15 protein-coding genes are annotated in these 24,296 nt (G+C 75.0%); 10 read left to right on the top strand and 5 right to left on the bottom strand.

Annotation, left to right across the window (positions count from 1 at the left end; genetic code table 11):
• Window positions 1-64: 64 nt before the first annotated feature.
• Together ACH4C6_RS05830 and ACH4C6_RS05825 are read right to left on the bottom strand one after the other, a co-directional pair.
• Window positions 65-583: an RNA polymerase sigma factor gene (locus tag ACH4C6_RS05830; protein ID WP_398107920.1), complete on the bottom strand. Its 519-nt coding sequence runs from the start codon at window positions 581-583 to the stop codon at window positions 65-67.
• A 66-nt stretch (window positions 584-649) separates the two neighbouring features.
• Window positions 650-1,945: a condensation domain-containing protein gene (locus ACH4C6_RS05825; RefSeq protein ID WP_398107263.1), complete on the bottom strand. Its 1,296-nt coding sequence runs from the start codon at window positions 1,943-1,945 to the stop codon at window positions 650-652.
• Between the two features lie 472 nt (window positions 1,946-2,417).
• Here ACH4C6_RS05825 and ACH4C6_RS05820 point away from each other — a divergent pair, with 472 nt between their 5' ends.
• The 4 genes from ACH4C6_RS05820 (at window position 2,418) to ACH4C6_RS05805 (ending at window position 16,475) form a co-directional block, all read left to right on the top strand.
• Window positions 2,418-11,042: an amino acid adenylation domain-containing protein gene (locus ACH4C6_RS05820; RefSeq protein ID WP_398107262.1), complete on the top strand. Its 8,625-nt coding sequence runs from the start codon at window positions 2,418-2,420 to the stop codon at window positions 11,040-11,042.
• Window positions 11,035-14,919, top strand: coding sequence for a type I polyketide synthase (locus ACH4C6_RS05815; protein WP_398107261.1), 3,885 nt, complete (start codon window positions 11,035-11,037; stop codon window positions 14,917-14,919). Before ACH4C6_RS05820 ends, ACH4C6_RS05815 begins: the two co-directional genes overlap by 8 nt.
• 22 nt (window positions 14,920-14,941) lie before the next feature.
• On the top strand, window positions 14,942-16,171 hold the full coding sequence (gene ccrA, locus ACH4C6_RS05810; RefSeq protein WP_398107260.1) for a crotonyl-CoA carboxylase/reductase: 1,230 nt from the start codon (window positions 14,942-14,944) through the stop codon (window positions 16,169-16,171).
• A 109-nt stretch (window positions 16,172-16,280) separates the two neighbouring features.
• A complete protein-coding gene (locus ACH4C6_RS05805; RefSeq protein WP_398107259.1) occupies window positions 16,281-16,475 on the top strand; it encodes an antitoxin in 195 nt (64 codons plus the stop codon).
• A gap of 64 nt (window positions 16,476-16,539) precedes the next feature.
• Here ACH4C6_RS05805 and ACH4C6_RS05800 read toward each other — a convergent pair whose 3' ends face one another.
• From ACH4C6_RS05800 to ACH4C6_RS05790, 3 genes are all read right to left on the bottom strand, one after another.
• Window positions 16,540-17,289: an enterobactin synthetase gene (locus ACH4C6_RS05800; protein WP_398107258.1), complete on the bottom strand. Its 750-nt coding sequence runs from the start codon at window positions 17,287-17,289 to the stop codon at window positions 16,540-16,542.
• Between the two features lie 188 nt (window positions 17,290-17,477).
• A complete protein-coding gene (locus ACH4C6_RS05795; RefSeq protein WP_398107257.1) occupies window positions 17,478-18,962 on the bottom strand; it encodes a class I adenylate-forming enzyme family protein in 1,485 nt (494 codons plus the stop codon).
• Window positions 18,962-19,210 carry an acyl carrier protein gene (locus tag ACH4C6_RS05790; protein WP_398107256.1) on the bottom strand — a complete coding sequence of 83 codons (249 nt, stop codon included), beginning with the start codon at window positions 19,208-19,210 and terminating at the stop codon, window positions 18,962-18,964. Before ACH4C6_RS05790 ends, ACH4C6_RS05795 begins: the two co-directional genes overlap by 1 nt.
• Before the next feature lie 334 nt (window positions 19,211-19,544).
• Here ACH4C6_RS05790 and paaA point away from each other — a divergent pair, with 334 nt between their 5' ends.
• Genes paaA through ACH4C6_RS05760 form a run of 6 tightly spaced genes read left to right on the top strand, consistent with a single transcriptional unit; the run spans window position 19,545 to window position 24,261 of the window.
• Entirely contained in the window at window positions 19,545-20,651 is a 1,107-nt protein-coding gene (gene paaA, locus ACH4C6_RS05785) for a 1,2-phenylacetyl-CoA epoxidase subunit PaaA (RefSeq protein ID WP_398107255.1), read from the top strand.
• Window positions 20,648-20,959 carry a 1,2-phenylacetyl-CoA epoxidase subunit B gene (locus ACH4C6_RS05780; RefSeq protein ID WP_398107254.1) on the top strand — a complete coding sequence of 104 codons (312 nt, stop codon included), beginning with the start codon at window positions 20,648-20,650 and terminating at the stop codon, window positions 20,957-20,959. The genes paaA and ACH4C6_RS05780 overlap by 4 nt, the downstream gene beginning before the upstream one ends.
• On the top strand, window positions 20,943-21,770 hold the full coding sequence (gene paaC, locus ACH4C6_RS05775; protein WP_398107253.1) for a 1,2-phenylacetyl-CoA epoxidase subunit PaaC: 828 nt from the start codon (window positions 20,943-20,945) through the stop codon (window positions 21,768-21,770). Before ACH4C6_RS05780 ends, paaC begins: the two co-directional genes overlap by 17 nt.
• Window positions 21,767-22,279, top strand: coding sequence for a 1,2-phenylacetyl-CoA epoxidase subunit PaaD (paaD, locus tag ACH4C6_RS05770; protein ID WP_398107252.1), 513 nt, complete (start codon window positions 21,767-21,769; stop codon window positions 22,277-22,279). The genes paaC and paaD overlap by 4 nt, the downstream gene beginning before the upstream one ends.
• 7 nt (window positions 22,280-22,286) lie before the next feature.
• Window positions 22,287-23,438: a 2Fe-2S iron-sulfur cluster-binding protein gene (locus ACH4C6_RS05765; RefSeq protein ID WP_398107251.1), complete on the top strand. Its 1,152-nt coding sequence runs from the start codon at window positions 22,287-22,289 to the stop codon at window positions 23,436-23,438.
• A gap of 43 nt (window positions 23,439-23,481) precedes the next feature.
• Entirely contained in the window at window positions 23,482-24,261 is a 780-nt protein-coding gene (locus ACH4C6_RS05760) for an SDR family oxidoreductase (RefSeq protein ID WP_398107250.1), read from the top strand.
• Window positions 24,262-24,296: the final 35 nt, after the last annotated feature.

Genomic DNA, 24,296 nt, shown 5'->3' with positions numbered 1-24,296 from the left:
TTCCCGGGCGGCCGTGGCGGTGGGAGGGGCACCGCCACGGCCGCGCCTCGTGGGTGACCCGGCGTCAGGCCGCCGACGGCTGCCACGCCTCCTGGAAGCGGCGGCGGGCCCGGAACAGGCGCGAGCGGACGGTGCCCACGGGCAGGGCGAGCACCTCCGCCATCTCCTCCTCGTTGAGCCCGTAGGCACGCAGGGTCAGCACCTGCCGGTGCGCCCGGGACAGACGCTCCAGCACATCGCTGATGTGCACCGCGTCCAGGGGGTTGGCCTCCTGCCGGGAATCCACCTCGGAGCAGCAGCGCTCCTCGCCGTAGCGCTTGGCGGTGCGGACGGCCTCGCGGACCGTCACCGAGCGCACCCAGCCGTAGAACGCCGCCGGTTCGCGCAGGGAACCCAGACCGCGGTAGATGGCGAGCAGCGCCTCCTGCGTGGCGTCGGCGCCGTCGTCGTGGGTGATGGACCGGCAGATGCGCGCGACGTACGGCGTGATGCCGGTCAGCAGGTGGTTCATCGCGTGCTCGTCACCCGCTTGCGCGCGGGGGAGCAGCGTCAGGGGGGAGGGGAGTTCGCTGACGTTGGTCATGTCGGTCACGGGTTCCTCGTCGGCGGCGGGGGAGCGGGGAGAGGCCCTGGTCGGCCCGGGCCGTGGTCAGCCCGTGGCGGCGCGGCCGGGTGCCGCCGCGCTCGCGAGGCGGAGCAGCCCGCCGCGGACGTCGTCGCGGAAGGCGCTCATGAAGGCCGGGCTGTAACAGGCGGTGGAGTGGGGGAACTCGACGGACAGCCGCCCCTCGAAGGAGACGACGCACGCCATGACGGGGCTGCGTCCCGCCTGCGGGAAGTAGTGCTCGCGGGCCGGCACCAGACGCACGTCGGCCGCCCGCAGTCCCGCCGGCAGCCGCGGGCCCGGGACGACGCCCATGTTGGTCACGATCACGGTGGCCAGTTGCAGCGCGGGGGTGCGGGGGATCTCGGGCGTGATGCGCAGTTCGTGGAAGTGGTCGCCGCGGGCGAGGAAGTCGCTCAGGCGGCCGTGCACGGTACGCGCGAGGTCCAGCGGCTCGGCCGTGCCCGACACGTCGAGGGTCTGCAGATGGGTGGTGACCGCGGGCACCAGGGCGGAGGCGGGCAGCGGCGGGGACAGCCGGGAGCGCAGGTCCACGGGGGAGAGGCAGCCGAGGGTGCGGGGGCCGTCGCCGTCCAGCCGCCGCCGGGCCGTGCCCAGCAGCGTCGCGGCGATGAGGGCGTGGACGGAGACACCCGCGTCGCGTGCCCTTCGCCGCAGTCGCGAGGTGTGCTCGGCGTCCAGGGTCAGCCGGCGCACCTCGATCTGCCCGGCCCCGTCGGCGTGTTCGCCGGCCGTGGCGTCGTAGGGCACCAGCTCGACCGGGTGGCTCCGCACGTCGTGCAGACGGGCGTCCAGGTACTTCGCCGTGTCGGCGGCGTCGGCGTCGGGCACCAGCCGGCTGACGGGCTCGGGCCAGCCCGGCGAGCCGGAGCCGGCGGGGGTGGGCTCCCCCTCGACCAGGGCCCGGTAACGGTCCCACAGCGCGTTGTGCAGTGCGATGCTGCTGTGCCCGTCGACGACGGTGTGGTCCACCACCAGGACGAACAGGTGGCTCTCGCCGTCCGGGGCGCTGACCAGGACGGCCCGGCTCAGCGGTCCCCCGACCGGGAGGGGCCGGTTCAGTTCCGCCGCGTAGGCCTCCGTCCCCTCACCGGTCCGGGTGATCAGCCGGGGCCGCTCGTCCTCGCCGAGCACGCGCAGCAGGTGCGCCGTGCCGTCCTGCTCGATGCGGGACCGCAGCGGCGGGTTCGTCTCCGTCATGGCGTCGAACGCGGCCGACAGCGCCGCGACGTCCACGTGTCCGCGCAGCGTGCAGGACAGCACGGCCCTGCTTCTCTGGCCCACGTAGAGCGTCTCGACCGGACACAGCGCACGGTGCATGCCGTCAGCCTTCTTTCCGTCGTCCATCCCGGGGTTCCACGGCCCCGGATCGGGTCGGCCGCCGCGACTCTCCGCGGGGCGCAGGGGGCTCTTCGAGAGTGCACGGCGGAACACGTCCCGATCCAGCCGAGAACGCGGTGGCGAGGCAAGTCGCGTGATTTCCCTAGAAGTTGACGGGACCGGAGCACTCCCCGTACCCGCGCATTCCAGGGAAACCCCTAAGGGAGACCGCCACGGCCCGGTGGCGCTTGACCCGGCCGGTTCGGGTGACGCACCGTGATGTGCCGTGAAACCGGGGCCGGGTGAGGTGCCTCCCCCCGCCCCGGCGTGCGACCTCCGTCCCGCCCCTGTCGGCCGCCGGTCCGGCGCGTACACCCGCGCGAGGACCGCCCGGAGCGGTGGCCGCACCCGTCCGATCCGGCCGGGCCATCGCCGTCCGGGACACAACGGCTAGTCACGTGAGGGTTGTGCCATGTCACTCCGCGAGGACGAACGTCGACCGCTGTCCGGAGCCCAGGAGGGCCTCTGGTACGCCGGGCGGCTCGCACCGGACAGCGCCGCGTACAACACCGCGGAGGCGGTGGAGATCCACGGACCCCTCGACACCGGCCTGTTCGAGGCCGCGCTGCGGCGCACCGTGGGCGAGGCGGACACCTTCGCCCTGCGCTTCGCCGAGACCGACGACGGCCCCCGCTGCCACACCGCCGCCGACGCCGACGACTGGGCCCTGCACCGGGTCGACGTCAGCGGCACCGAGGACCCCGAGGCGGCCGCCTGGGCACACGTGCGCGCCGACCTCGCGGCGCCCGCGGACCTGGAGAAGGGCCCGCTGTTCGCCCACACCCTGCTGACGCTGGCCCCCGACCGCCACCTGTGGCTGCTGCGGGCCCACCACATCCTGCTCGACGGCTACAGCTACAAGCTGCTCGGACGGCGGCTGGCCGAGACGTACAACGCGCTGTCCGAGGGGCGCGAACCGGAGCCCTGCGGCTTCGCGCCGGTGAGCCGGCTCCAGGCGGAGGAGGCCGCCTACCGTGCCTCCGAGGTCCACGTCCGCGACCGCGACCACTGGGCGCAGCGCCTGTCCGCCCTGCCGGAGCCCGCCCGGCTCACCTCCCGCACGGCCGCTCCCACCGCGCCGTTCCTGCGCCGCACCGCCGAACTGACGCCCGCGGAGACCGACATCCTCGACGCGGCGGCCGCCCGGCTCGGCGTGCAGCGCACCGACCTGCTGACCGCGGCCACGGTCGCCTATCTGCACCGGATGACCGGCGCCGACGACCTGGTGCTGGGCATGGCCACCATGAGCCGCCTGGGCAGCGCCGCCCTGCGCACCCCCGGCACCGCCTCCGACGTGCTGCCGCTGCGTGTGACCGCCGCTCCCGGCACGCCCCTGGGAGAGCTGGTGCGGGCCGTCGCCCAGGAGCTGAAGGCCCTGCGCCGGCACCAGCGCTACCGCGGCGAGTACCTCCGCCGGGACCTGGGGCTGCTGGGCACCGGACGCCGGCTGTACGGGCCGGTGCTCAACATCGTGCCGTTCGACGAGTCGCCGGACTTCGGCGGCCACCCCACCACCTGGCACCACCTGTCCGGGGGAGCCGTCGAGGACCTGCAGATCTCGGTGCGCCCGGGAGGTCGGAGCGGCGGGCTGTGGCTGGCCTTCGACGCCAATCCCGCCCTGTACGAGGAGGACGAACTCGCCCTGCACCGCGACCGGTTCCTCGCGGTGCTGCGCCGCGTCGCCCAGGCCGCCCCGGCGGCACCGCTGGGCGACCTGGACGTGCTGCTGCCGGGGGAGCACCCCGAGGACACGCCCGTGCACACGTATCCCGTCGAGCGGACCCTCACGGAGGTGTTCGAGGAGCGGGCGGCGGCCGCGCCGGAGCGGACCGCCGTCAGCTGCGGGGACGAGCGGCTCACCTACGGTGCGCTCAACGCCGAGGCCAACCGGCTCGCCCGGCTGCTCACCGAGCACGGCGCGGGCCCCGGCCGGGTCGTGGCGCTGGCCCTGGAACGCGGCGTGCGGCTGCTGCCCGCCCTGCTGGCCGTCCTGAAGACCGGTGCCGCCTACCTTCCCCTGGACCCCGGCCACCCGGCCGGACGGCTGCGGCTGGTCGCCGAGGACGCGGCCCCCGTCGTCCTCGTCACCGAGCACGCCCATGCCCACCTCGCCTCCGGCGCGCTGCCCGCCGTCCTCCTCGACGACCCCGAGGTCGCGGCGGACCTCGCCCGCCGCTCCGGCGCCGACCTGAGCGACACCGAACGCCACGGGCCGGTGAGCCCGTCCGACACCGCCTACATCATCCACACCTCGGGGTCCACCGGACGCCCCAAGGGCGTGCCCGTCCCGCACGCGAACGTCGTGCGGCTCTTCGCCGCCGCGGCCGAGCACTTCGACTTCCGTGCCGACGACGTCTGGACGCTGTTCCACTCCTACGCCTTCGACTTCTCCGTCTGGGAGATCTGGGGCGCCCTGCTGCACGGCGGCCGGGTCGCCGTCGTGCCGTACGCCGTCAGCCGCTCCCCCCGCGAGCTGCTGGAACTGCTGCACCGCGAGGGGGTGACCGTCCTCAGCCAGACGCCCTCCGCGTTCGAGCAACTCGTCGAGGCGGACGCCGAACGGGGCGGCGACACCGCGCGGTTGCGCTACGTCGTGTTCGGCGGCGAGGCCCTGCGCCCGGCGCGGCTGCGTCCCTGGGTGCACCGGCACGGCCTGGACCGCCCGGCACTGGTGAACATGTACGGCATCACCGAGACCACCGTCCACGTCACCCACCACCGTCTCACCCGGGCCGACCTGGACGACCCGCGCCGGGGCAGCGTCATCGGCACCCCGCTCGCCGACCTGCGCGTGCACCTGCTGGACCCGCAGGGCCGCCCGGTGCCGCCCGGCGCGACCGGCGAGATGTACGTGTCCGGCGCCGGCGTCGCCGCCGGCTACCTGAACCGGCCGGAGCTGACCGCCGAACGGTTCCTCGACGACCCCTACGGCCCGCCCGGCACCCGCATGTACCGTTCGGGCGACCTGGCCCGGCGCCGCCCCGACGGCACCCTCGACTACCTGGGCCGCGCCGACTCCCAGGTGCAGTTGCGCGGCTTCCGCGTCGAACCCGGCGAGATCGAGGCCGTCCTCGGCGCCCACCCCGGGGTCGCCCGCGCCGCCGTCGTCCCCCGCCGGGCTCCCAACGGCGCCCTGCACCTCGTCGCCTACACCGTCCCCGCGGGCGGGGTCCCCGCGAGCCCCGCCGCCCTGCGGGCCCACGCCGCGGCCCACCTGCCCGAGCACATGGTTCCCGCCGTGTGCGTCCCGGTGGACGCACTGCCGCTCACCGCGAACGGCAAACTCGACACCGAGGCGCTGCCCGTCCCCGACTTCACCGCGGCCGCCTCCGGCGCCCGTCCCGAGACGCCGCAGCAAGCCCTGGTGTGCGCGCAGTTCGAGGACGTGCTGAAGCTGCCCCCCGGCACCGTGGGCACCGACGACGGCTTCTTCGACCTGGGCGGCGACTCCCTGCTCGCCACCCGGCTGCTGGCCCGGATCCGGCAGGCCACCGGCGCCGAGATCCCCATCACCGCACTGTTCGACGCGCCCACCCCGGCCGCCCTCGCCCAGCGGCTCACGGTGACGGGCGACGCCCCGCCCCGCCCGGCCCTCGGCGACACCGTACGCCCGCAGCGGGTGCCGTTGTCCTTCGCGCAGGAACGCATGTGGTTCCTGAACCGGTTCGACGACGGAGCGGCCACCTACAACATCCCGCTCCTCGTCCCGGCCGGCGCCGGCCTCGACACCGAGGCGCTCCGGTCGGCCCTCGGCGACCTGGCCGACCGGCACGAGAGCCTGCGGACGGTGCTCGCCGAGCACGACGGAACGGCCTACCAGCGCATCCTGCCGCCGGGGGAACTGCGTCCGGAACTGCGCCGCGTCGACTGCCCCGCCGCCGAGACCGCCGCCCACGTCCGCGCCGCACTGCGGCACCGCTTCGATCTCACCACCGAAAGCCCCCTCGCCGCCTGGCTGCTGGGCACCGGCAGCGACCGCGTGCTGCTGTTCGTCCTGCACCACAGCGCGGCCGACGGCTGGTCGCTCGGCCCCTTCGCCGACGACCTGGGCACCGCCTACGCGGCCCGCCGGGACGGCAGGGCGCCCGAGTGGACGCCGCTGCCCGTCCAGTACGCCGACTACGCCCTGTGGCAGCGCGCCCTGCTGGCCCCCCAACCGGACGGCCCGGGGCGGCTGGAGCAGCTCACCGAGCACTGGCGCACCGCACTGGACGGCCTGCCCGACGAGTGCACCTTGCCCGGCGACCGGCCACGTCCCGCCGCGCCGCGCGGCGGCGGCGCACACGTCGAGACCACCGTCGCCACCGACCTGCACCACGCCTTGCTGCGCCTCGCCGACCGCGAGGGCGCCAGCCTGTTCATGGTGCTCCACGCCGCAATCAGCGCCCTGCTCACCCGCTGCGGCGCCGGCGAGGACATCGTCCTCGGCACGCCCGTCGCGGGCCGCACCGAACCCGCCCTCGACCAGCTGATCGGGCTGATCACCAACACGCTGGTCCTGCGGGCCGACACCTCCGGCGACCCCGCCTTCCGCGACCTCCTCGCCCGGCTGCGCACCGCCGACCTGGCCGCCCTGGACCACCAGGACCTGCCCTTCGACCGGCTGGTGGAGGAACTCAACCCCGCCCGCACACCCGGGCGCCACCCGCTGTTCCAGGTGATGCTGGCCCTGCAGAACAACACCCCCGCCGTCCTCGAACTGGACGGCCGGCGCACCGAGTTGCGGCCCACGGCCACCGGCACCGCCAAGTTCGACCTCTTCGTGGACGTGCTGGAACGCCGTGCCCCCGACGGCACGCCCGGCGGACTGACCCTGCACGTCGAGTACGCCACCGACCTCTACGACGCCGAAACCGCCGAGGCGTTCACCCACGCCCTGCACGACACCCTGCGCACGGTGGTCACCGACCCCGGCGTCCGGCTCGGGGAACTGCCCGCGCTCCCCGAGCGCACCCCCGCCGCGGCCGGGCCCGACCTCGCGGAACTGGAGCAGGCGGCCCTCGCGGTGCCCGGCATCCGCGAGGCCCACGCCCTGCCCGGAACCGACGGCGCCCCCGCGCACCTGTACGTGGTGCCGGGACGGCCGGACGCCGCCGAGCACCTCGAGACCGCCCTGGACCGCACGGGCCACGGCACGGTCCGCGTCACGGCCGTCAACCTGCTGCCCCGTGCGCAGGACGGCACCGTGGACACCGCGGCCCTGCGCACCCTGCCCGCCGTCGACCGCACCGCCGCCGGCGCATGGCGCGAACGGCTGGTCCGGATCCCGGGCGTCACGGCCGCCGAGGTGTCGGTCGAGACCACCGCGGAGGAACTCGGCCGCCGCCACGCCGGCCTGCACGGCCCCACCGCGCAGCCCGCGTCCGCCCCCGCCCGCACAGCACCCCGCTCCACCGTCCCGGCCGTCAGCGAGGGCCCCGCCCTGGCCGAACCCTCGGTGGCCGGCTGGGCGGAGGCCCTGCGCCGCGCCGCCGAACAGGGCCGGGGCGACATCGTCCACGTCCACCCGGACGGCACCGAACACCGGCGCAGCTACGCCTCCTTGATCCCCGAGGCGTCCCGCGTGCTCGCCGGACTGCGCCGGGCGGGCCTGCGCCCCGGTGACCAGGTGATCCTCCAGTGCGACGCGACCGAGGACTTCCTCGCCGTGCTGTGGGGCTGCGTCCTCGGCGGTTTCGTCGCCGTCCCGCTCACCGTGCCCACCGGCTACGACACCCCCTCCGCGGCGCTCACCAAGCTGGAGGGCATCTGGCGGATGCTCGGCCGGCCCTGGATCGTCTGCTCCGCCGCCCGCGAGGCCGGACTGCGCGGGGTCGCGGCCCGGCAGGACTGGCCCGGACTGCGGCTCACCACGGCCGACGCCCTGCGCGAGGCTCCCGAGGACCACGACTGGCACCCGGCCGGCCCGGACGACCTGATGCTGATGCTGATGACGTCCGGCAGCACCGGCCTGCCCAAGGCGGTGCGCCTGACCCACCGCAACGTGCTGACCCGCTCCGCCGCCACCGAGCAGATGAACGCGCTCGGCCCGGACGACGTGTCCCTCAACTGGATCCCGCTCGACCACGTCACCGGCGTGGTGATGTTCCACCTGCGCGACGTGTACCTCGGCTGCCGCCAGATCCACGCCCCCACCCCCTGGATCCTCCAGGACCCGCTGCGCTGGATGGACCTCGCCGACCGGCACCGGGTCACCGTCACCTGGGCGCCCAACTTCGCCTTCGGGCTCCTCGCCGGGCAGGCCGACCGCTTCGCCGGACGCACCTGGGACCTCTCGCCCATGCGGCTGGTGATGAACGCCGGCGAGGTCGTCGTCGCCTCCGCCGCCCGCCGGTTCCTGCACACGCTGGAGCCGTTCGGCCTGCCGCAGGACGTGATGCACCCCGGCTGGGGCATGTCCGAGACCTGCTCCGTGGTCACCGACGCCGTCCTTCCCGCCGAACCCCGACCGGACGAAGGGATGTTCGTCAGCTGCGGACGGCCCTACCCCGGGTTCGCCATGCGGGTCGTCGACGAGCAGGGCCGGGTCCTCGCCGAGGGCGAGGCGGGCCGGTTCCAGATCCGCGGCACCTCCGTCACCGGCGGCTACCACGACAACCCCGCCGCCAACGCCGAGGCGTTCACCGACGACGGCTGGTTCGACACGGGCGACCTGGCGTACCTGCGGGCCGGCGAGCTCCACATCACCGGGCGGGCCAAGGACGTCATCATCGTCAACGGCGTCAACCACTACAGCCACGAGATCGAGGCCTGCGTCGAGGAACTGCCCTTCGTGGAACGGAGTTTCACCGCGGCGGTGGCCGTGCGCTCCGAACCCTCGTCGCCCACCGACGAACTGGCCCTGTTCTTCCACCTCGAGCCCGAGGTCACCGCCGAAGCCCTGCGCGAGATCGCCGGGAAGGTCACCCGGGAGATCGGCGTCAGCCCGGCCTTCCTCGTCCCGGTGGCGCGCGAGACCGTCCCCAAGACGGAGATCGGCAAGATCCAGCGCACCAGACTGCGCAAACGCTTCGAAGCGGGCGAGTTCGACGCCGAGGTGCGCCGCACGCAACTGCTGCTGGGCACCGCGGCCACCGTCCCCGACTGGTTCCTGCGACCGGTGTGGCAGCGGGTGGAGCACCCCGGCGCCCGTCCCGCGGCACCCGGACGGCACACCCTCGTCCTGGCCCGGCCACAGGACGCCCTGGCCCGGCGGCTCGCGGACGCGCTCCGCGAGAGCGGCGGCCGCTGCACCCTGGCCGAGACCGGTACGGCCTACGCGCGCCTGGACGCGGCCCACTACCGCGTCCGGCCCGGCGAGGAGAGCGACCACACCGCGCTGCTTGAGCGGCTGGAGCGCGACCAGCGCCCGGTCGACGCCGTGCTGTACCTCGGCGCGCCGCCCGGTGCCGGCGCCGTGGAGCCGTACGACACGACCGGCGCGGAGGAACTGCTCGCCCTCGCCCGGGCCCTGACCGCACGGCCGGAACCCTCCGGGCCCGTCGACCTGGTGTACGTGACGGCCGGGGCCCAGGCCGTGCGTCCCGGCGAACCCGCCCACCCCGCCCACGCCCTGTGCGGCGCGCTGCTGAAGTCGCTGAGCGAGGAGTGCGGCCCGTTGCGCGCCACGCACCTCGACCTGCCCCTGGACAGCGGCACGGACCCGCTGACCCACCTCCTCACCGAGGCGGCGGCCGCGACCGGCGACACGGACGTGGCGTACCGCGACGGGCAGCGGTACGTACGCCGCCTCGCGCCCCTGCCCGACACCCCGCCCCGCGCCGGACAGCCCTCACCCGACGGCTTCACCCTGCTCACCGGCGGACTGGGCGGCGTCGGCGCCGAACTCGCCGCCCATCTGCTGCGCACCCCCGGCACCCGGCTGCTCGTCGTCGGCCGCACGCCACGGCCCGACGGCCGGGTCCTGACCCGCCTGCGCGAACGGGGCGAGGTCCGCTACACCCCGGCCGACGTCACCGACGAACAGCAGATGCGCGACGCGGTCGGGGCCGCCGCCGCGGCGTGGGGCGTGCCCCTGGGGTCGGTGCTGCACCTGGCCGGCACCCTCGTGGAACGCCCCGTGGGGGAGCTGGACACGGCCACCTGGCGCCGGGCGCTGGAGGCGAAGGTGCGCGGGGCGTGGACGCTGCACCGGCTCACCGAGGACCATCCGGTGACCTCCTTCGTCACCTTCTCCTCGGTGAACGGCTTCTTCGGCGGTGCCATGAACGCCGCCTACGCCGCCGCCAACGCCTACCTGGACGCCCTCGCCCGGCACCGCCGCGGCCTCGGCCTGCCCGCGCAGTCCCTGGCGTGGAGCATGTGGCGCGAGCGCGGCATGAGCCGCGGGTACGGGCTCACCGCGCTCAGCGAGGCCCGCGGCTACCGGCTGCTCGACACCCCCGCCGCGCTGCGCTCGTTCGATCTGGCCCGCTCCCTGGACGAGCCGCACCTGCTCATCGGCGCCGACCGCACCGCCCCCTGGGTCGGCAGCCACGTCGTGGCGCCCGTGCGCGCCACGCGGCGGCTGGCCGGGCGCGTCGGTCTCGAGGACGGCACCGACCTGGGCGCCCTGTACCGGGCGGCGGGCGAAGGCGCCCGTGCGGCCGGGCCGTCCGACGCGTGGGTCCTGCGTTCCACGGGCACCGCGGCCGGAGCGGACCGCACGGAGGCGGGCGAGCACCTGCGCGAGCTGGAGCGCCGGCTCGCCGAGGTCTGGTGCCGGGTCCTGGGCCGCGACCGGGTGGGCCGGGACGACAACTTCTTCGACCTGGGCGGCAATTCCCTGCTGCTCGTCACCGCGCAGACAGCCGTCAACCGCGCCTTCGGCACCGAACTGCCGGTGGTCGACCTGTTCGCGCACCCCACCGTGCGGGACCTGGCACGCCACCTGGCGGCCACCGCCACCGGCCCCACGGGGACCGCCGCACCGGCGGTCCGGGCGGCGCCCCGGCCCGAGCCGGCCGGCCTGGACCGCGCCAAGGCACAGGCGCAGCGGCAGCGGGCCGCGCGCGCACGCCGCTCCGCCCGGCACGGCGGGGACCGCGGCCGTGCCTGACCGGGACGACTCGGGCCCGCACACCACCGAACCGGGAAAGGACGAGGCACACGCCGTGCACGACACCAGCACCCTCCAGGCCGAGGACCTCCCCGCCGTCGCCGTCATCGGCATGGCGGGCCGCTTCCCCGGCGCCGACGACCTCGACGCCTTCTGGGACAACCTCGCAGCCGGCCGCGAATCCGTACGGCCCGTCACCGACGAGGAGTTCCTCGCCGCGGGCGGCGACCCGAGCGACCTGGACGATCCGGCACTGGTCCGGAAGGTGTCCGTCGTCGAGGGCATCGACCGCTTCGACTCCGGCTTCTTCGGCTACAGCCCCGCCGAGGCCGCCGTCGTCGACCCGCAGCAGCGGCTGCTGCTGGAGGTGGCGTACCACGCCCTGGAGGACGCCGGCTGCCTGGGCTCGGAGCGGACGGGCGAGGCGTTCGGCGTGTACGCGGGAGCCGGCGACAGCCGCTACTACCCGGCCCACGTCCACCCGCGCTTCGCCGGGCAGCCCGGCTCGGTGGCGCTCGTCCACGCCGCCACCGCCAACTCCCTCGGCACGCTCGCCACGCGCGTCTCCTACGAACTCGGCCTCACCGGGCCCAGCGTGTCCCTCCAGACGGCCTGCTCGACCGCGCTGGTCGCCGTGCACACCGCCTGCCAGGACCTGCTCGACCACCGCTGCGACACCGCGCTCGCCGCCGCCGTCTCCCTCAACCCCTCGGCCGCCCTCGGCTACCGCCACGTGCCCGACGGGCCCTTCTCGCCCGACGGCCACTGCCGCGCCTTCGCCGCGGACGCCGCCGGCACCTCCTCGGGCGACGGTGTCGGGGCCGTGGTGCTGAAACGGCTGGAGGACGCCCTCGCCGACGGCGACCGCATCCGCGCCGTCATCCGCGGCAGCGCCGTCAACAACGACGGCCGCCGCAAGGTCGGCTTCAGCGCGCCCAGCGCCGCCGGGCAGAGCGAGGTCATCCTCGCCGCGCAGGCCCAGGCGGAGGTCGACGCCGGCACGATCGGGCTGGTCGAGGCGCACGGCACCGCCACCCGGCTCGGCGACCCCATCGAGGTGTCCGCCCTGACCGAGGCGTTCCGGCAGAGCACGCCGCGCACCGGGTTCTGCGCACTCGGCTCGGTCAAGACCAACATCGGCCACCTGGGAGCCGCCGCCGGCATCGCCGGCCTCATCAAGGCCGTCCTCGCCCTGGAGCACCGGCAGATCCCGCCCAGCCTGCACTTCGACCGCCCCAACCCGCTCATCGACTTCGACGCGAGCCCCTTCCGCGTGCCCACCGCCCTGGAGGACTGGCCCGCGGGCGAACACCCCCGCCGCGCCGCCGTCAGCGCCTTCGGCATCGGCGGCACCAACGCCCACGTCATCCTGGAGGAGGCCCCGCCCACCGCTCCCGGCGCGCCCCGCCCGCCCGAGGACGGCCGCCGCCTGGTGCTGCCGCTGTCCGCCCGGACCGCCGGCGCCCTGAGCGGGCAGGCCGAGGCACTCGCACGGCACCTCGAACGCCGCCCGGAGCTGCGGCTGGACGACCTCGCCCACTCCCTGCGCACCGACCGGCCCGCGCTCAACCACCGGCTCACGGTCACGGCCGCCTCCCGCGCGGAGGCCGTCGGCGCACTGCGCTCCGCCGCCGCGACCACCCCGCCCCTCACCGGGGAACCGCCCCGCGTGGCGTTCCTGCTGCCGGGCGGCGGCACCCAGTACCCGGGCATGGGAGCGGAGCTGTACCGCGACCACACCGTCTACCGCGACACCGTCGACGAGTGCGCCCGCATCCTGCGGCCCGTCCTCGGCGCCGACCTGCGCACCGCCCTGTTCGAGGAACGGCGGCCCGACGACACCTCCGCCTTCCTCGGCCTGGTGGTCACCGAGTACGCCCTGGCCCGCACCCTCATCGAGTCGGGCGTACGCCCCGACGCGCTGATCGGTCACTCGCTCGGCGAGTACACGGCCGCCTGCCTGGCCGGCGTCGTCGACCTCGCGGACATGCTCCCCCTGGTCACCGAACGCATCCGGCTCATCGCCTCCGCCGGGGGTGCCACGCTCGGCGTCGCCGCCCCGGCCGAGGAGATCGCGCCGCTGCTCGGCGACGACCTGTCCCTGGCCGCCGTCAACGGGCCCGGCGCCTGCACCGTCGCCGGGCACCTCGACGCCGTCACCCGCCTGGAGGACGAACTCGCCCGCCGGGGCGTGCCGTTCCGCCGTCTGCGCATCCCCGTCGCGGCCCACTCCCACGTCCTGGACCCGGTCCTCCCCGCCTACGAGACCCACCTGCGCCAGGTCACCCTGCGCCCGCCGCGCATCCCCTACGTCACCAACGTCACCGGCACCTGGGTCACCGACGCCCAGGCCACCTCCGTACGGCACTGGCTCGACCACACCCGCCGCACCGTGCGGTTCGCCGACGGCATCAGCGCGCTGTGGGACCGGCTGCACCCCGTCCTGGTGGAGATCGGCCCGGGCGACACCCTGACCAAGCTGGCCACCGGCCGGCTCACCGACCAGGCGCCGGTGACGGTCACCACCATGCGCCACGCCAAGGCCGAGGCCTCCGACGGGTTCGTCCTCGCCGAGGCACTGGGGCGGCTGTGGAGCGCGGGCGTGGACAGCGCCCTGCCCCCGGTCCCCGGCACACCCCGGCGGGTCCCGCTGCCGCCCTACGCCTTCGAACGCCGGCGCCACTGGATCGACGCCCCCGGCGCACGCACCGGCCCCGCCACCGACGACACCCCGGCCACGGCCGCCACCGGCCTCGCCCCCCGGCCCCGGCTCACCACGGAGCACGTCCCCCCGCGCACCGACCGCGAACGCGAGGTGACCCGCCTGTGGGAGGAGATCCTCGGCATCGGCGGTATCGGCCTGCACGACAACTTCTTCGACCTCGGCGGCGATTCGATGCGCGCCGTGCTGCTGGCGGGCCGGCTGCGTCAGTCGGGTGTGCTCGACGTGCCGGCGGCCGCCCTGCTGGCCGCGCCCACCGTCGCCGGGATCCTCGCCGCGACCGGCGAGAACGACCCGAAGGCCCAGGAGCCGGCGCCCACCGCCCTCGGCCCGCTGCTGCCGCTGCGCCCCGAAGGCGCCGCCGGCCCCCTGTTCTGCGTCCACCCCGGCGCGGGCGTTGCCTGGCGCTACACGGGTCTGCTGCCGCACCTCGGCGGCGACCAGCCCGTCTACGGCATCCAGGCCGCCGGACTCGACGGCACGACCCCGCCCGCGCCGGACGCCACCGCCATGGTCGCCCACTACCTCGACCTGGTCCGCCAGGTGCAGCCGCAGGGCCCGTACCGCCTGCTGGGCTGGTCCTACGGCGGTTTCGTCGCCCACGCCATGGCCTGTGCGCTCCAGCGCGACGGCGAGCGCGTCGAGCTGCTCGCCATGCTCGACGCGCCCCAGCCGCACGGCACCACCCACGACCCCGACGCGGCCGAACGCCAGGTGGCGGCCCTGCTGTCCCGGGTGGCGGGCCTGCCCGTCGACCCGGCGCCGGTGGAGACCGTCCTGGACCGCATCGACGCCCGCGTCGCGGCCGACCCGTCGAGTGTCCCCGTCACCCGCGCCGAGGCCGCCGCCATCGCCGCCGTCATGCGCAACAACCTGCGCATCGCACCGCAGTTCACGCCCGGTGTCTACCGCGGTGACGTGCTGTTCTTCAGCGCCGCCGAGGAGCGGCACACCGACGTCCCGGCCGACCTCGCGGTACTGCCCGGCAAGGCCGACAGCTGGCGGCCGTACGTCGACGGGACCCTGCACGACCACCGCGTGCCCTGCGGCCACTACGAGATGACCGAACCCGAACCGATCGCCCGCATCGGCGAGGCGGTCGCCAAGGCCCTGCGCGGCCTCGGCGACCGGCCCGCCGCATCCCCTTCCCCGTGAACCCGCGTCGAGGAGAGACAGCGTGAGTGCGACCCAGGACCTCTACGAACTCGGTGACGCGCCCGAGTTGGGTACCGCCCCGAAGAAGATGTACGCCTCGCTCATCCGGCGTGAGCGCTACGGACAGCCCGTCGACGCCTTCAGGACCGAGGTGGTCGACGTCCCTCCCGTCGGGCGGGGACAGGTCCTGGTGAAGGTGATGGCGGCCGGCATCAACTACAACAACGTCTGGGCCGCGCTGGGTTCGCCGCTCGACGTGATCGCGGCCCGGCAGAAGGCGGGCGCCACCGAGGACTTCCACATCGGCGGCTCCGACCTGTCCGGCATCGTGTGGGCGGTCGGCGAGGACGTGCGCGGAGTGAGGCTCGGCGACGAGGTCGTCGTCCTCGCCAACCGCTGGGACGAGAAGGCCGAGGACATCCGCCTCGGTGGCGATCCCACCTGGTCGACCAGTCAGCGCGTGTGGGGCTACGAGGAGAACCACGGTTCCTTCGCCCAGTTCGCGGTCGTCGACGACTACATGTGCCACCCCAAGCCCGCCCGGCTGTCCTGGCCGGAGGCCGCCTGCTACATGGCGACCGCGGCCACCGCCTACCGCCAGCTGTTCGGCTGGCCGCCGCACACCGTGCGCCCCGGCGACCCGGTCCTGGTGTGGGGCGGCGCCGGCGGGCTGGGCTGCATCGCCATCCAGCTGGTCCGGCACGTCGGCGGCATCCCCGTCGCGGTCGTCTCCAGCGAGGAGCGCGGCGAGTTCTGCCTCAAGCTGGGCGCCGAGGGCTGGATCGACCGGCGGGACTTCGATCACTGGGGGCGGTTGCCGGACACCTCCGACGAGGCGGCGACCGCCCGCTGGCTGTCGGGTGCCCGCGCCTTCGGGCGGCGCTTCTGGGACGTGCTCGGGGAGCGCCGCAACCCGCGCATCGTCCTGGAGCACTCCGGCGCCGACACGATCCCGACGTCCCTGTACCTGTGCGACAACGGCGGCATGGTCGTCCTGTGCGGCGGCACCACCGGCTACAACGGCGACGTCGACCTGCGGTTCCTGTGGATGCGGCAGAAGCGCCTGCAGGGCTCGCACGTCGCCACGGCCCGTGAGGCGCGCGAGGTGACCCGGCTGATCGACCAGGGAATCATTGATCCCTGCCTGTCCCGTACCTTCGATTTCGACGAGATCGGCCTCGCGCACCAGCTCATCCACGACAACCGGCACCCCGCGGGGAACATGGCCGCCCGGGTGGGCGACCGCGGATGAGCGACCGCGGACAATCAGACCGAAATGAGTCGGCTGGGGTGATTCGTCCTCGGCGGGAGGGGTACCTGCGCGGAGTACGACGTACGCGCACTCCCCGGAGGTACCTTCCATGGGCAAGCTGGGCGACATGATGAACAAGGCCAAGCAGATGGCCAAGGGTCACCCCGACCAGGCGGACAAGGGCGTCGGCAGCGCCGAGCGCATGGTCGACGATCGGACGGGCAACAAGTACGACGCCCAGACCGACAAGGCCGGTGACACGGTACGGCGCTCCTACCGGGACGGCGGGACGTCGGAACACTGACCGGCTGGACCGTCCCGCCGCCCCCGGTGCGCCGCGCCGGGGGCGGCGGTATGCCGCAGCGCGGTCAGCCGGGCCGGCCGGCCCACCCGGTGACCTGACTGAACACGCCCGCCCCCACGTGCGTCACCCGCACCCGGACGGCCCGTGCGGGGACGCCCCGCAGGGCCACGCGCAACTCGTCTCCCGCCAGTTCGGCCCGCAGATCCCGCAGACTCCCCGGTGCGGTACCCACCCCGCAGGCACTGTCGCGCACATCCAGGGCCTTCCACGCCGCCTCCTTCGCGGAGAACAGCTCGGTCACCGACCAGGCCGTGCCCGTGGGCCGGCAGCCGCGGGAAAGCAGTCCCTCCTCGTCCTCGCGCAGCACCAGCCGGGCCGCGCCGCGGGGGAGGGGCCGCAGCTCCAGGTCGCAGCCGAGGGGGAGGTCCCGGCCCGGGCCGCGGGCCACGGCGACCGCGATCCCGGCGCTGTGCGAGATCGACGCGGCCGCGCCGGGCGGGAACACCGGCAGCCGCCCCGCTCGGGGGATCTCCCCGCAGTCCAGGCCCACTGCGCGCAGGGCACGCCGGGCGGCCCACCGGCCCGCCAGGAACTCCAGCCGCCGCCGGGCCGGCATCGACGCCGCCACCTCCGCCTCGGCGGGTCCGGCCGGCTCCAGGCACGGCTCGGACACGGTGGCGACACCCAGCCCCAGCCCGGAGGCGACCGGCAGCGCGGCAAGCGCCGACGGGCCGGGCAGGCGCGCGCCGTCGTCACCCCCGAGGACGTCCACGGCAGGCCGCCGCCCAGGTGGCGCGAACGGCTCGAGCGACACGGGTCCGCCACCGTGCGTCGCCGGCCCGGTCCGGTGACGGGTCCGGGTCGGCGCCGGGCTGTCTGCTGTCGGCTCGGCGTCGCGTGCCTCTGACGGACCCCACCAGCCGCCTCGGGCCGGCCCCGGCGTCGTCGCCGTGGCCGGCCCGGCCTGCGTGGGGCGCCCGGTCGTCACCGCCCGCCCCGCCCTCACACCCGCAGCAGCTTCTTGATGATCTTCCCTGCGGGGTTGCGCGGCACCTGCTCGATGAACTCCACCCGCCGCGGCCGCTTGTACGGCGCGAGCAGCCCGGCCACGTGCGCCAGCAGCGCCGCCGCCCCCGGCTCCGTGCCCGGCTCCGTCACGACGTACGCCAGCGGCACCTCGCCGTAGTCCTCGTCGGGCATCCCGACGACCGCCGCGTCGCGGACCGCCGGGTGGGTCATCAGGGCCCGCTCTATCTCCGAGGGGTAGACGTTCTGGCCCGCCCGGATGATCACGTCCTTCGTGCGGTCCACCAGGCTGATCCGGCCCTCCTCGTCCAGGAAGCCCAGGTCGCCCGTCCTGATCCAGCCGTCGAGGGTGATCTCGCGGGTGGCCTCCGGGTCGTTCCAGTAGCCCTGCATGACGCCGGGACCCCGCACCACGATCTCGCCGATGTCACCCGGCGGCAGCTCCCGGCCGGTCCCGTCGACGGCGCGTGCGGACATGCCGGGCACGACCCTGCCGCAGGGGATGCGGGCGGTGACGTCCCCGGGCGCGGGGTGCTCGTCGGGGCCCAGCGTGACGAACGGGCCGCCCACCTCCGTCATGCCGTAGACCTGCCGGAACCCGCAGCCCAGCCGCTCCACCGCCTCGGCGTAGACGTCGAGGGGCATGGGTGCGGCCCCGTACAGGACTTCCCGCAGGGAGGACAGGTCGGTGTGCGCGGACGCCTTGGCCTGGAGCATGAACCGCAGCATCTGCGGGACCATCCACATGTGCGTGGCCCGGTGCCGCTCCACCGCGGCGAGGGCCCGCTGCGGGGTGAAGCCCGGCATCAGCACGATCGTCGCGCCGGCCGCCATGTAGGTGAGGGACACCACCATGCTGCCGTGGTACAGGGGGCAGCAGTTGACCATGACGATGTCGTCCGTGGGGCGGGCCATCACCAGCCAGCCCAGGGCGATGGCCCGGAAGGACGCGCTGTCGACGGTGACGCCCTTGGCCTGCCCGGTGGTGGCCGAGGTGTGCAGCACGGCGATGGGGTCGGTGTCGGCGACGACGGGCAGGTCCCGCTCGGTCGCCAGGCTGCCCAGCGTCGCGAAGGCGGGCTTGTCGAGGGCCAGCCGGATCCGCACCGAGTCCGCGAGGTCGAGGTGCCGGTCGAGCAGATCCGACTCGCCGATGACGGCCACCGCGCCGACGCGCTCGACGATGCCGGCCACCTCGGGCTCGGCCAGGCTGTGGTTCAGCGGCACGAACAGCGCGCCCAGCCGGGCCAGAGCGAAGTAGGTCTCCAGCACCTCGACGCGGTCCTTGGAGAGAACGGCCACCCGGTCACCCGGGCGGATGCCCGACTCGGCCAGCCCTCGCGCCAGTTCGACGGTCCGGTCGTGCAACTCGGCCCACGTGACGCTGCGTTCCTCGTCCACCAGCGCGGTCCGGCCGGGCCGGCACTGGCGGTTGCGTTCCAGCAGCTGCGTCAGCCACATCACGCGCCGCCGCTCGCCCCGGCGACCGAGTGCTCGGCCAGGAAGCGCTCGTAGTCGCCGATGGTGTGCAGCTTCTCCATGTCCTCGGCGGTGATCTCGACACCGAGCCGCTGCTCGACCAGGAGGACCAGGCGCACCAGGTCCCCGGAGTCGATGCCGCTGGCCGCCAGGTCGACGTCGTCGCCGATCCGGTCGGCGTACTCGGCCGTACCGGTGAGTTCGACCAGCAACTCCCTGATGGTGCTCATGGTTTCCCCTTTCCTCGGCGTGCCGGCCGCCGTACGGGACTCGGCTGTCACCTCCTCAAGAGGACGGCACGACCGGTTCCACTCCCGGGGTCGTGCCGTGAGCTTTGTCACGCGCCCGATCCTCGTGCGGCGGGGATAGCCGGGGCCGTGCCCGGCCTCTTTCCGCAACGAAGCGTCCCGGCCGCCCGGTCGGGCCCCGGCCGGGCGAACGCCCCCGAACCGAAGGAGTGATGCGCGTGCCCAGGCAGCCGGTACGGGTCCCGGCACCGGGAGGGTCTCCCGCGCCGGCGTTCCCCGGCGGCGCGGCGGTCGCCGTCCCTGGGGGCGGTGCTGCGTGACCGGATCCACCGCGACGGCCGGAGCGGTCGCCGCCGCTGCTCCCGAGCCCGCCACCGCGGAACAGGACGCACTGCTCGCCCACTTCGACGCTCTCATCGCCGACGGCGAGACCATCGAACCGCGCGACTGGATGCCCGACGCCTACCGCCGCATGCTGATCCGCCAGATCGCCCAGCACGCCCACTCCGAGATCATCGGCATGCAGCCGGAGGGCGCGTGGCTCACCCGAGCCCCGTCCCTGCACCGCAAGTCGGTCCTCCTCGCGAAGGTGCAGGACGAAGCAGGGCACGGGCTGTACCTCTACTCCGCCGCCGAGACCCTGGGCGTGGACCGCGCCGAGCTGCTGGACGCGTTGCACCGGGGACAGCAGCGCGCCTCCGCCACGTTCAACCACCCCGCGCTGACCTGGGCGGACACCGGGGCCATCGCCTGGCTGACGGACGGCGCCGCCGTCATCAACCAGGCGCCGCTGTGCCGCACGTCCTACGGGCCGTACGCCCGCGCGATGCGTCGCGTCTGCCAGGAGGAGGCCTTCCACGTCCGGCAGGGCTACGACCTGATGCGCGCCCTGTGCGAGGGGACGCCGCAGCAGAAGGAGATGGCGCAGGACGCGGTGGACCGGTGGTGGCTGCCGGCCGTGGCGCTGATGTTCGGACCCCCCGACACCGAGGCGGGCGGGGCCGACGCGCGGACCGCCGCACTGGGCGCCGCGGTGTCGCGCCGGGCGATGGCCTGGGGGATCAAGCGGCACACCAACGACGAACTCCGCCAGCGCTTCGTCGACAGTTGCGTCCCGCAGGCCGAACGCCTCGGACTGACGCTGCCCGACCCGGCGATCCGCTGGAACGAGGAGCGCGGCCACTACGACTTCACGCCCGTCGACTGGGACACCTACCGCGAGGCCCTGGGCGACGACACCCACTGGGCCCGGCAGCGCATCGCCCACCGCCGGGCCGCACACGAGGACGGCGCCTGGGTGCGCGAGGCCGCCGTCGCGTACGCCGCCCGCGCGGAGGCGGCGGACGCGACGGGCGCGGCGGACGCCACGGACGCCACGGAGCGCACGGACGTCACGCGTGCCGTGGGGAAGGAGGCGGGATGAACGGCGCAGCGGGGGAGGGCGTGCCGGCGTCCTGGGAGGTGTTCCTGCGGGCCCGCCGGGGCCTCGCCCACCAGCACGTGGGGTCGGTGCGCGCCGCCGGGCCGGACGCGGCGCTGGCCACGGCGCGGGACCTGTTCACACGCCGCGGCGAGCCGCTGTCGCTGTGGGTGGTCCGCTCCGACGCCGTGCACACGGCCTCCCCGGACGAACGCGATCCGTACTTCGCGGGCACCGGCAAGCCCTACCGCCACCCCGAGCACTTCACGCCGCTGACCGAGAAAGGCCCCCGAGGTGACCACCACGCGTGACGACCCGGCAGTTCCCGCGGCGCCCGGCGCGGAAGGCGCCCCGGCCGCCGCGACTTGCACCGCCGCCGACCTGGCCGTCCACCTCCTGCGCCTGGGCGACGACGCCCTCGTCCTCGGTCAGCGCCTCTGCCAGTGGATCACCCGCGCGCCCACCGTGGACGAGGACCTGGCCCTGTCCAACATCGCCCTCGACCTCATCGGGCACGCCCGCGTGCTGCTCACCCGCGCCGGCCGGCTCGACGGCAGCGGCCGCACCGAGGACGACCTCGCCTTCACCCGCTCGGAGCGCGAGTTCACCAACGTCCTGCTGACCGAGCTCCCCAACGGGGACTTCGCGACGACCGTGGCCCGTCAACTGGCCTACACCCACTACGCGGTCGCGTACTACCAGGCGCTGGCGGACTGCTCCGACGCCGAACTCGCCGCGTTCGGCGCCCGCGCCGCCAAGGAGGTCGCCTTCCACCGGCTGCACGCCGACCGGTGGACCCGGACGCTCGCGGGCGGCACGCGGGAGAGCGCCCGGCGCATGCAGCAGGGCCTGGACCGGGTGTGGCCCTACACCGCTGAGCTCTTCGACGAGGACGAGGTGGCCCGCCGCCTGTCCGCGTCCGGCACGGCCCCCTCCCCGGCGCTCGCGCGGACGGCCTGGCAGCGGACCGTCTCCGAGGTCGTCACGGGTGCGGGACTCACCCTGCCCGGCCCGTCCTGGTCGGCCAGGGGCGGGCGGTCCGGTCTGCACACCGAGGAGTTCGGCCCGCTCATCGCCGAACTCCAGTCGGTGCACCGGCAGTTCCCGGGAGGTCGCTGGTGACCGCGTCGACGCCGTCCCCGCCCCGCTGCTCCGTCCAGGAGGTGCGCGAGCGGGTCGGGGCGCTGCCCGACCCGGAGCTGCCGGTGATCGGCCTCGGCGATCTCGGCGTGGTGGGCTCGGTCGGGCCGGGTGCGGACGGGGTGCTGGAGGTGGAGATCCTGCCCACCTACCTCGGCTGCCCGGCGCTGCCCGAGATCACCGCCGCCGTACGGGACGTCCTGGCCGCCTGCGGTCACCCCGACGGCCGCGTGCGGCAGGTGCTGTCGCCGCCCTGGACCACGGACCGCATCACCCCCGAGGGCCGGCGCAGGCTCGCCGCACACGGCATCGCCCCGCCCGTCTCGCCGGTCCCGGACGGCCCGGTCCCTGTCGAGCTGGGCGGCGTGCCCTGCCCCCACTGCGGTTCCCGGGCGACCCGTCCGCACAGCACCTTCGGGCCGTCGCGCTGCCAGTCGGTGCTGTGGTGCACGGCGTGCCGTGAGCCCTTCCCCCATCTGACCGCGCTGTGAGGCCCGCGTGAACACCACCACAGCCCCGCCCACGACCGCCCCGCCCATGCAGCCCGTTCCCTCCCGCCGGGGCGGCTTCCACTCGCTGCGTGTGGCCGGGCTCCGCCGCCCGACGGCCGACACGGTGGCCGTCACCCTCGAGGTGCCGGAAGCTTTGCGCGCCGTCTTCGCCCACCACCCGGGCCAGCACGTCGTCGTCCGGCACCGCCGCCCCGGCGGTGAACTGCGCCGCAGCTACTCGCTGTGCCCGCCCCCCGACGAGCCCGGGGCGCTGCGCCTGGTGATCAAACGCGGTGGCCCCGGCGGCTTCGGCGCGTATGCCACCAGCCGTCTCCGGACCGGCGACCGGCTCGAACTCTCCGCGCCCACCGGCTCCTTCACCCTGCCGGAGCTCCCGCCCGGAGGCCACCACATGCTCCTCGCGGGCGGCTCCGGCATCACCCCGCTGGCGCCGATGGCCGCCCACGCCCTGCGCCGGGACCCGGCCTGCCGGGTCAGCCTGATCCACTCCGTCCCCACCTCCGCCGACGCCCTGCTGGCCGACGAACTGGCTCACTTGAAGGACGAGTTCGTCGACCGGCTCACCGTCCTGCACGTCCTGACCCGGGAGGACCGGGGGAGCGCGGACGGGCCGCTCGCGCGACGGCTCGACGCGGCCGGGTTGCGCCACCTGCTGGCGGCCCTGGGCGCCCGGCCCGGCCCGGACACGGCGTTCGCCCTGTGCGGCCCGCCCGGGCTCCTGCACAGCGCGCGACGGGCCCTGGCGGACTGGGGAGCGGACCCGGCGCTCGTACGCTGGGAACTCTTCACGACGCCGTCGGCACCCCGCCCACGGCGCGAACCCCAGCCGCCGGCGTCCGGACCGGTGCCCGCGGTGGGGGAGACCCGGGTGAGCGCCCTGCTCGACGGGCGCCGCCGCGTCGCCGTCGTCCGGCCCGGGGACCTGTCCCTCCTCGACGCCCTGCTGCGCGCCCACCCCGACATCCCCTACGCCTGCCGCGAGGGCGTGTGCGGCAGTTGCCGGGCCAAGGTCCTGTCCGGGCAGGTGGCGGCGGATGCCCAGCACGCCCTCGACGCGGGGGACCTCGCCGCCGGATACACGCTCGTCTGCCGGGCCCGCCCGAACACCCCCGAGGTCACCCTCGACTTCGACGCCTGAGGACCGCCCCCGGTCACGCCACCCACCAGGAAGGAGACGCGCCTTGACCACCACCACCGCTCGTCACGAAGGGAAGACCGCCCTGGTCACCGGCGGCAGCCGGGGCATCGGCAGAGCCATCAGCCGCCGTCTCGCCCGGGAGGGCGCCCTGGTGGCGGTCCACTACGGCCACGACGAAGCGGCCGCCGAGCGCACCGTCAAGGAGATCGAGGCCGACGGCGGGCGTGCCTTCCCCGTGCACGCCGAACTGGGCGTGCCCGGCGACGCCGACACCCTGTGGGCCGCCTTCGACCGCGCCCTGGCCGCCCAAGAGGCCCCCGACGGCCTGGACATCCTGGTCAGCAACGCCGGCATCACCCTGCCGAAGCCCTTCGCGCAGGTCACCGAGGCCGACTACGACCGGGTCTTCGCCATCAACACCAAGGCGCCGTTCTTCGTCATCCAGCGAGGACTGGACCGGCTGCGCGACGGCGGACGGATCATCACCATCTCCTCCGTCGCGACCCGCGTCGCCTTCCCGCCGATCGTCTCGTACACCATGACCAAGGCCGCCCTCGACTACCTCACCCTCTCCCTCGCCCAGGAGCTGGGCTCCCGCGGCATCACCGTCAACGCCGTCGCCCCCGGCTACACCGAGACGGAGATCAACCCCACGCTCAGCATCCCGGAGATCCGCCGCAGGTACTCCGAGGCCTCCGTCTTCAAGCGGCTCGGCGACCCGGCGGACATCGCCGACGTCGTCTCCTTCGTCGCGAGCGACGACGCCCGCTGGGTGACCGGCCAGTGGATCGACGCCTCCGGCGGCGCCCACCTCGGTGTGTGACCCCGAGCCACCCGCCCCGACCGGCCGGCCTTCCA

Origin of the sequence: Streptomyces sp. NPDC017943 (genome assembly GCF_044328425.1) — a bacterium.
GTDB classification, from domain to species: domain Bacteria; phylum Actinomycetota; class Actinomycetes; order Streptomycetales; family Streptomycetaceae; genus Streptomyces; species Streptomyces djakartensis_A.
Note: the sequence above shows the minus strand (reverse complement) of the source record. Positions and strands in the feature narration are given on the sequence as shown.

Bases quoted from the DNA above. Each gene is read 5' to 3' on its own strand.
- ACH4C6_RS05830 (WP_398107920.1), bottom strand. From the start codon at position 583: ATGACCAACGTCAGCGAACTCCCCTCCCCCCTGACGCTGCTCCCCCGC.
- ACH4C6_RS05825 (WP_398107263.1), bottom strand. From the start codon at position 1,945: ATGCACCGTGCGCTGTGTCCGGTCGAGACGCTCTACGTGGGCCAGAGA.
- ACH4C6_RS05820 (WP_398107262.1), top strand. From the start codon at position 2,418: ATGTCACTCCGCGAGGACGAACGTCGACCGCTGTCCGGAGCCCAGGAG.
- ACH4C6_RS05805 (WP_398107259.1), top strand. From the start codon at position 16,281: ATGGGCAAGCTGGGCGACATGATGAACAAGGCCAAGCAGATGGCCAAG.
- ACH4C6_RS05795 (WP_398107257.1), bottom strand. From the start codon at position 18,962: ATGTGGCTGACGCAGCTGCTGGAACGCAACCGCCAGTGCCGGCCCGGC.
- ACH4C6_RS05790 (WP_398107256.1), bottom strand. From the start codon at position 19,210: ATGAGCACCATCAGGGAGTTGCTGGTCGAACTCACCGGTACGGCCGAG.
- ACH4C6_RS05780 (WP_398107254.1), top strand. From the start codon at position 20,648: ATGAACGGCGCAGCGGGGGAGGGCGTGCCGGCGTCCTGGGAGGTGTTC.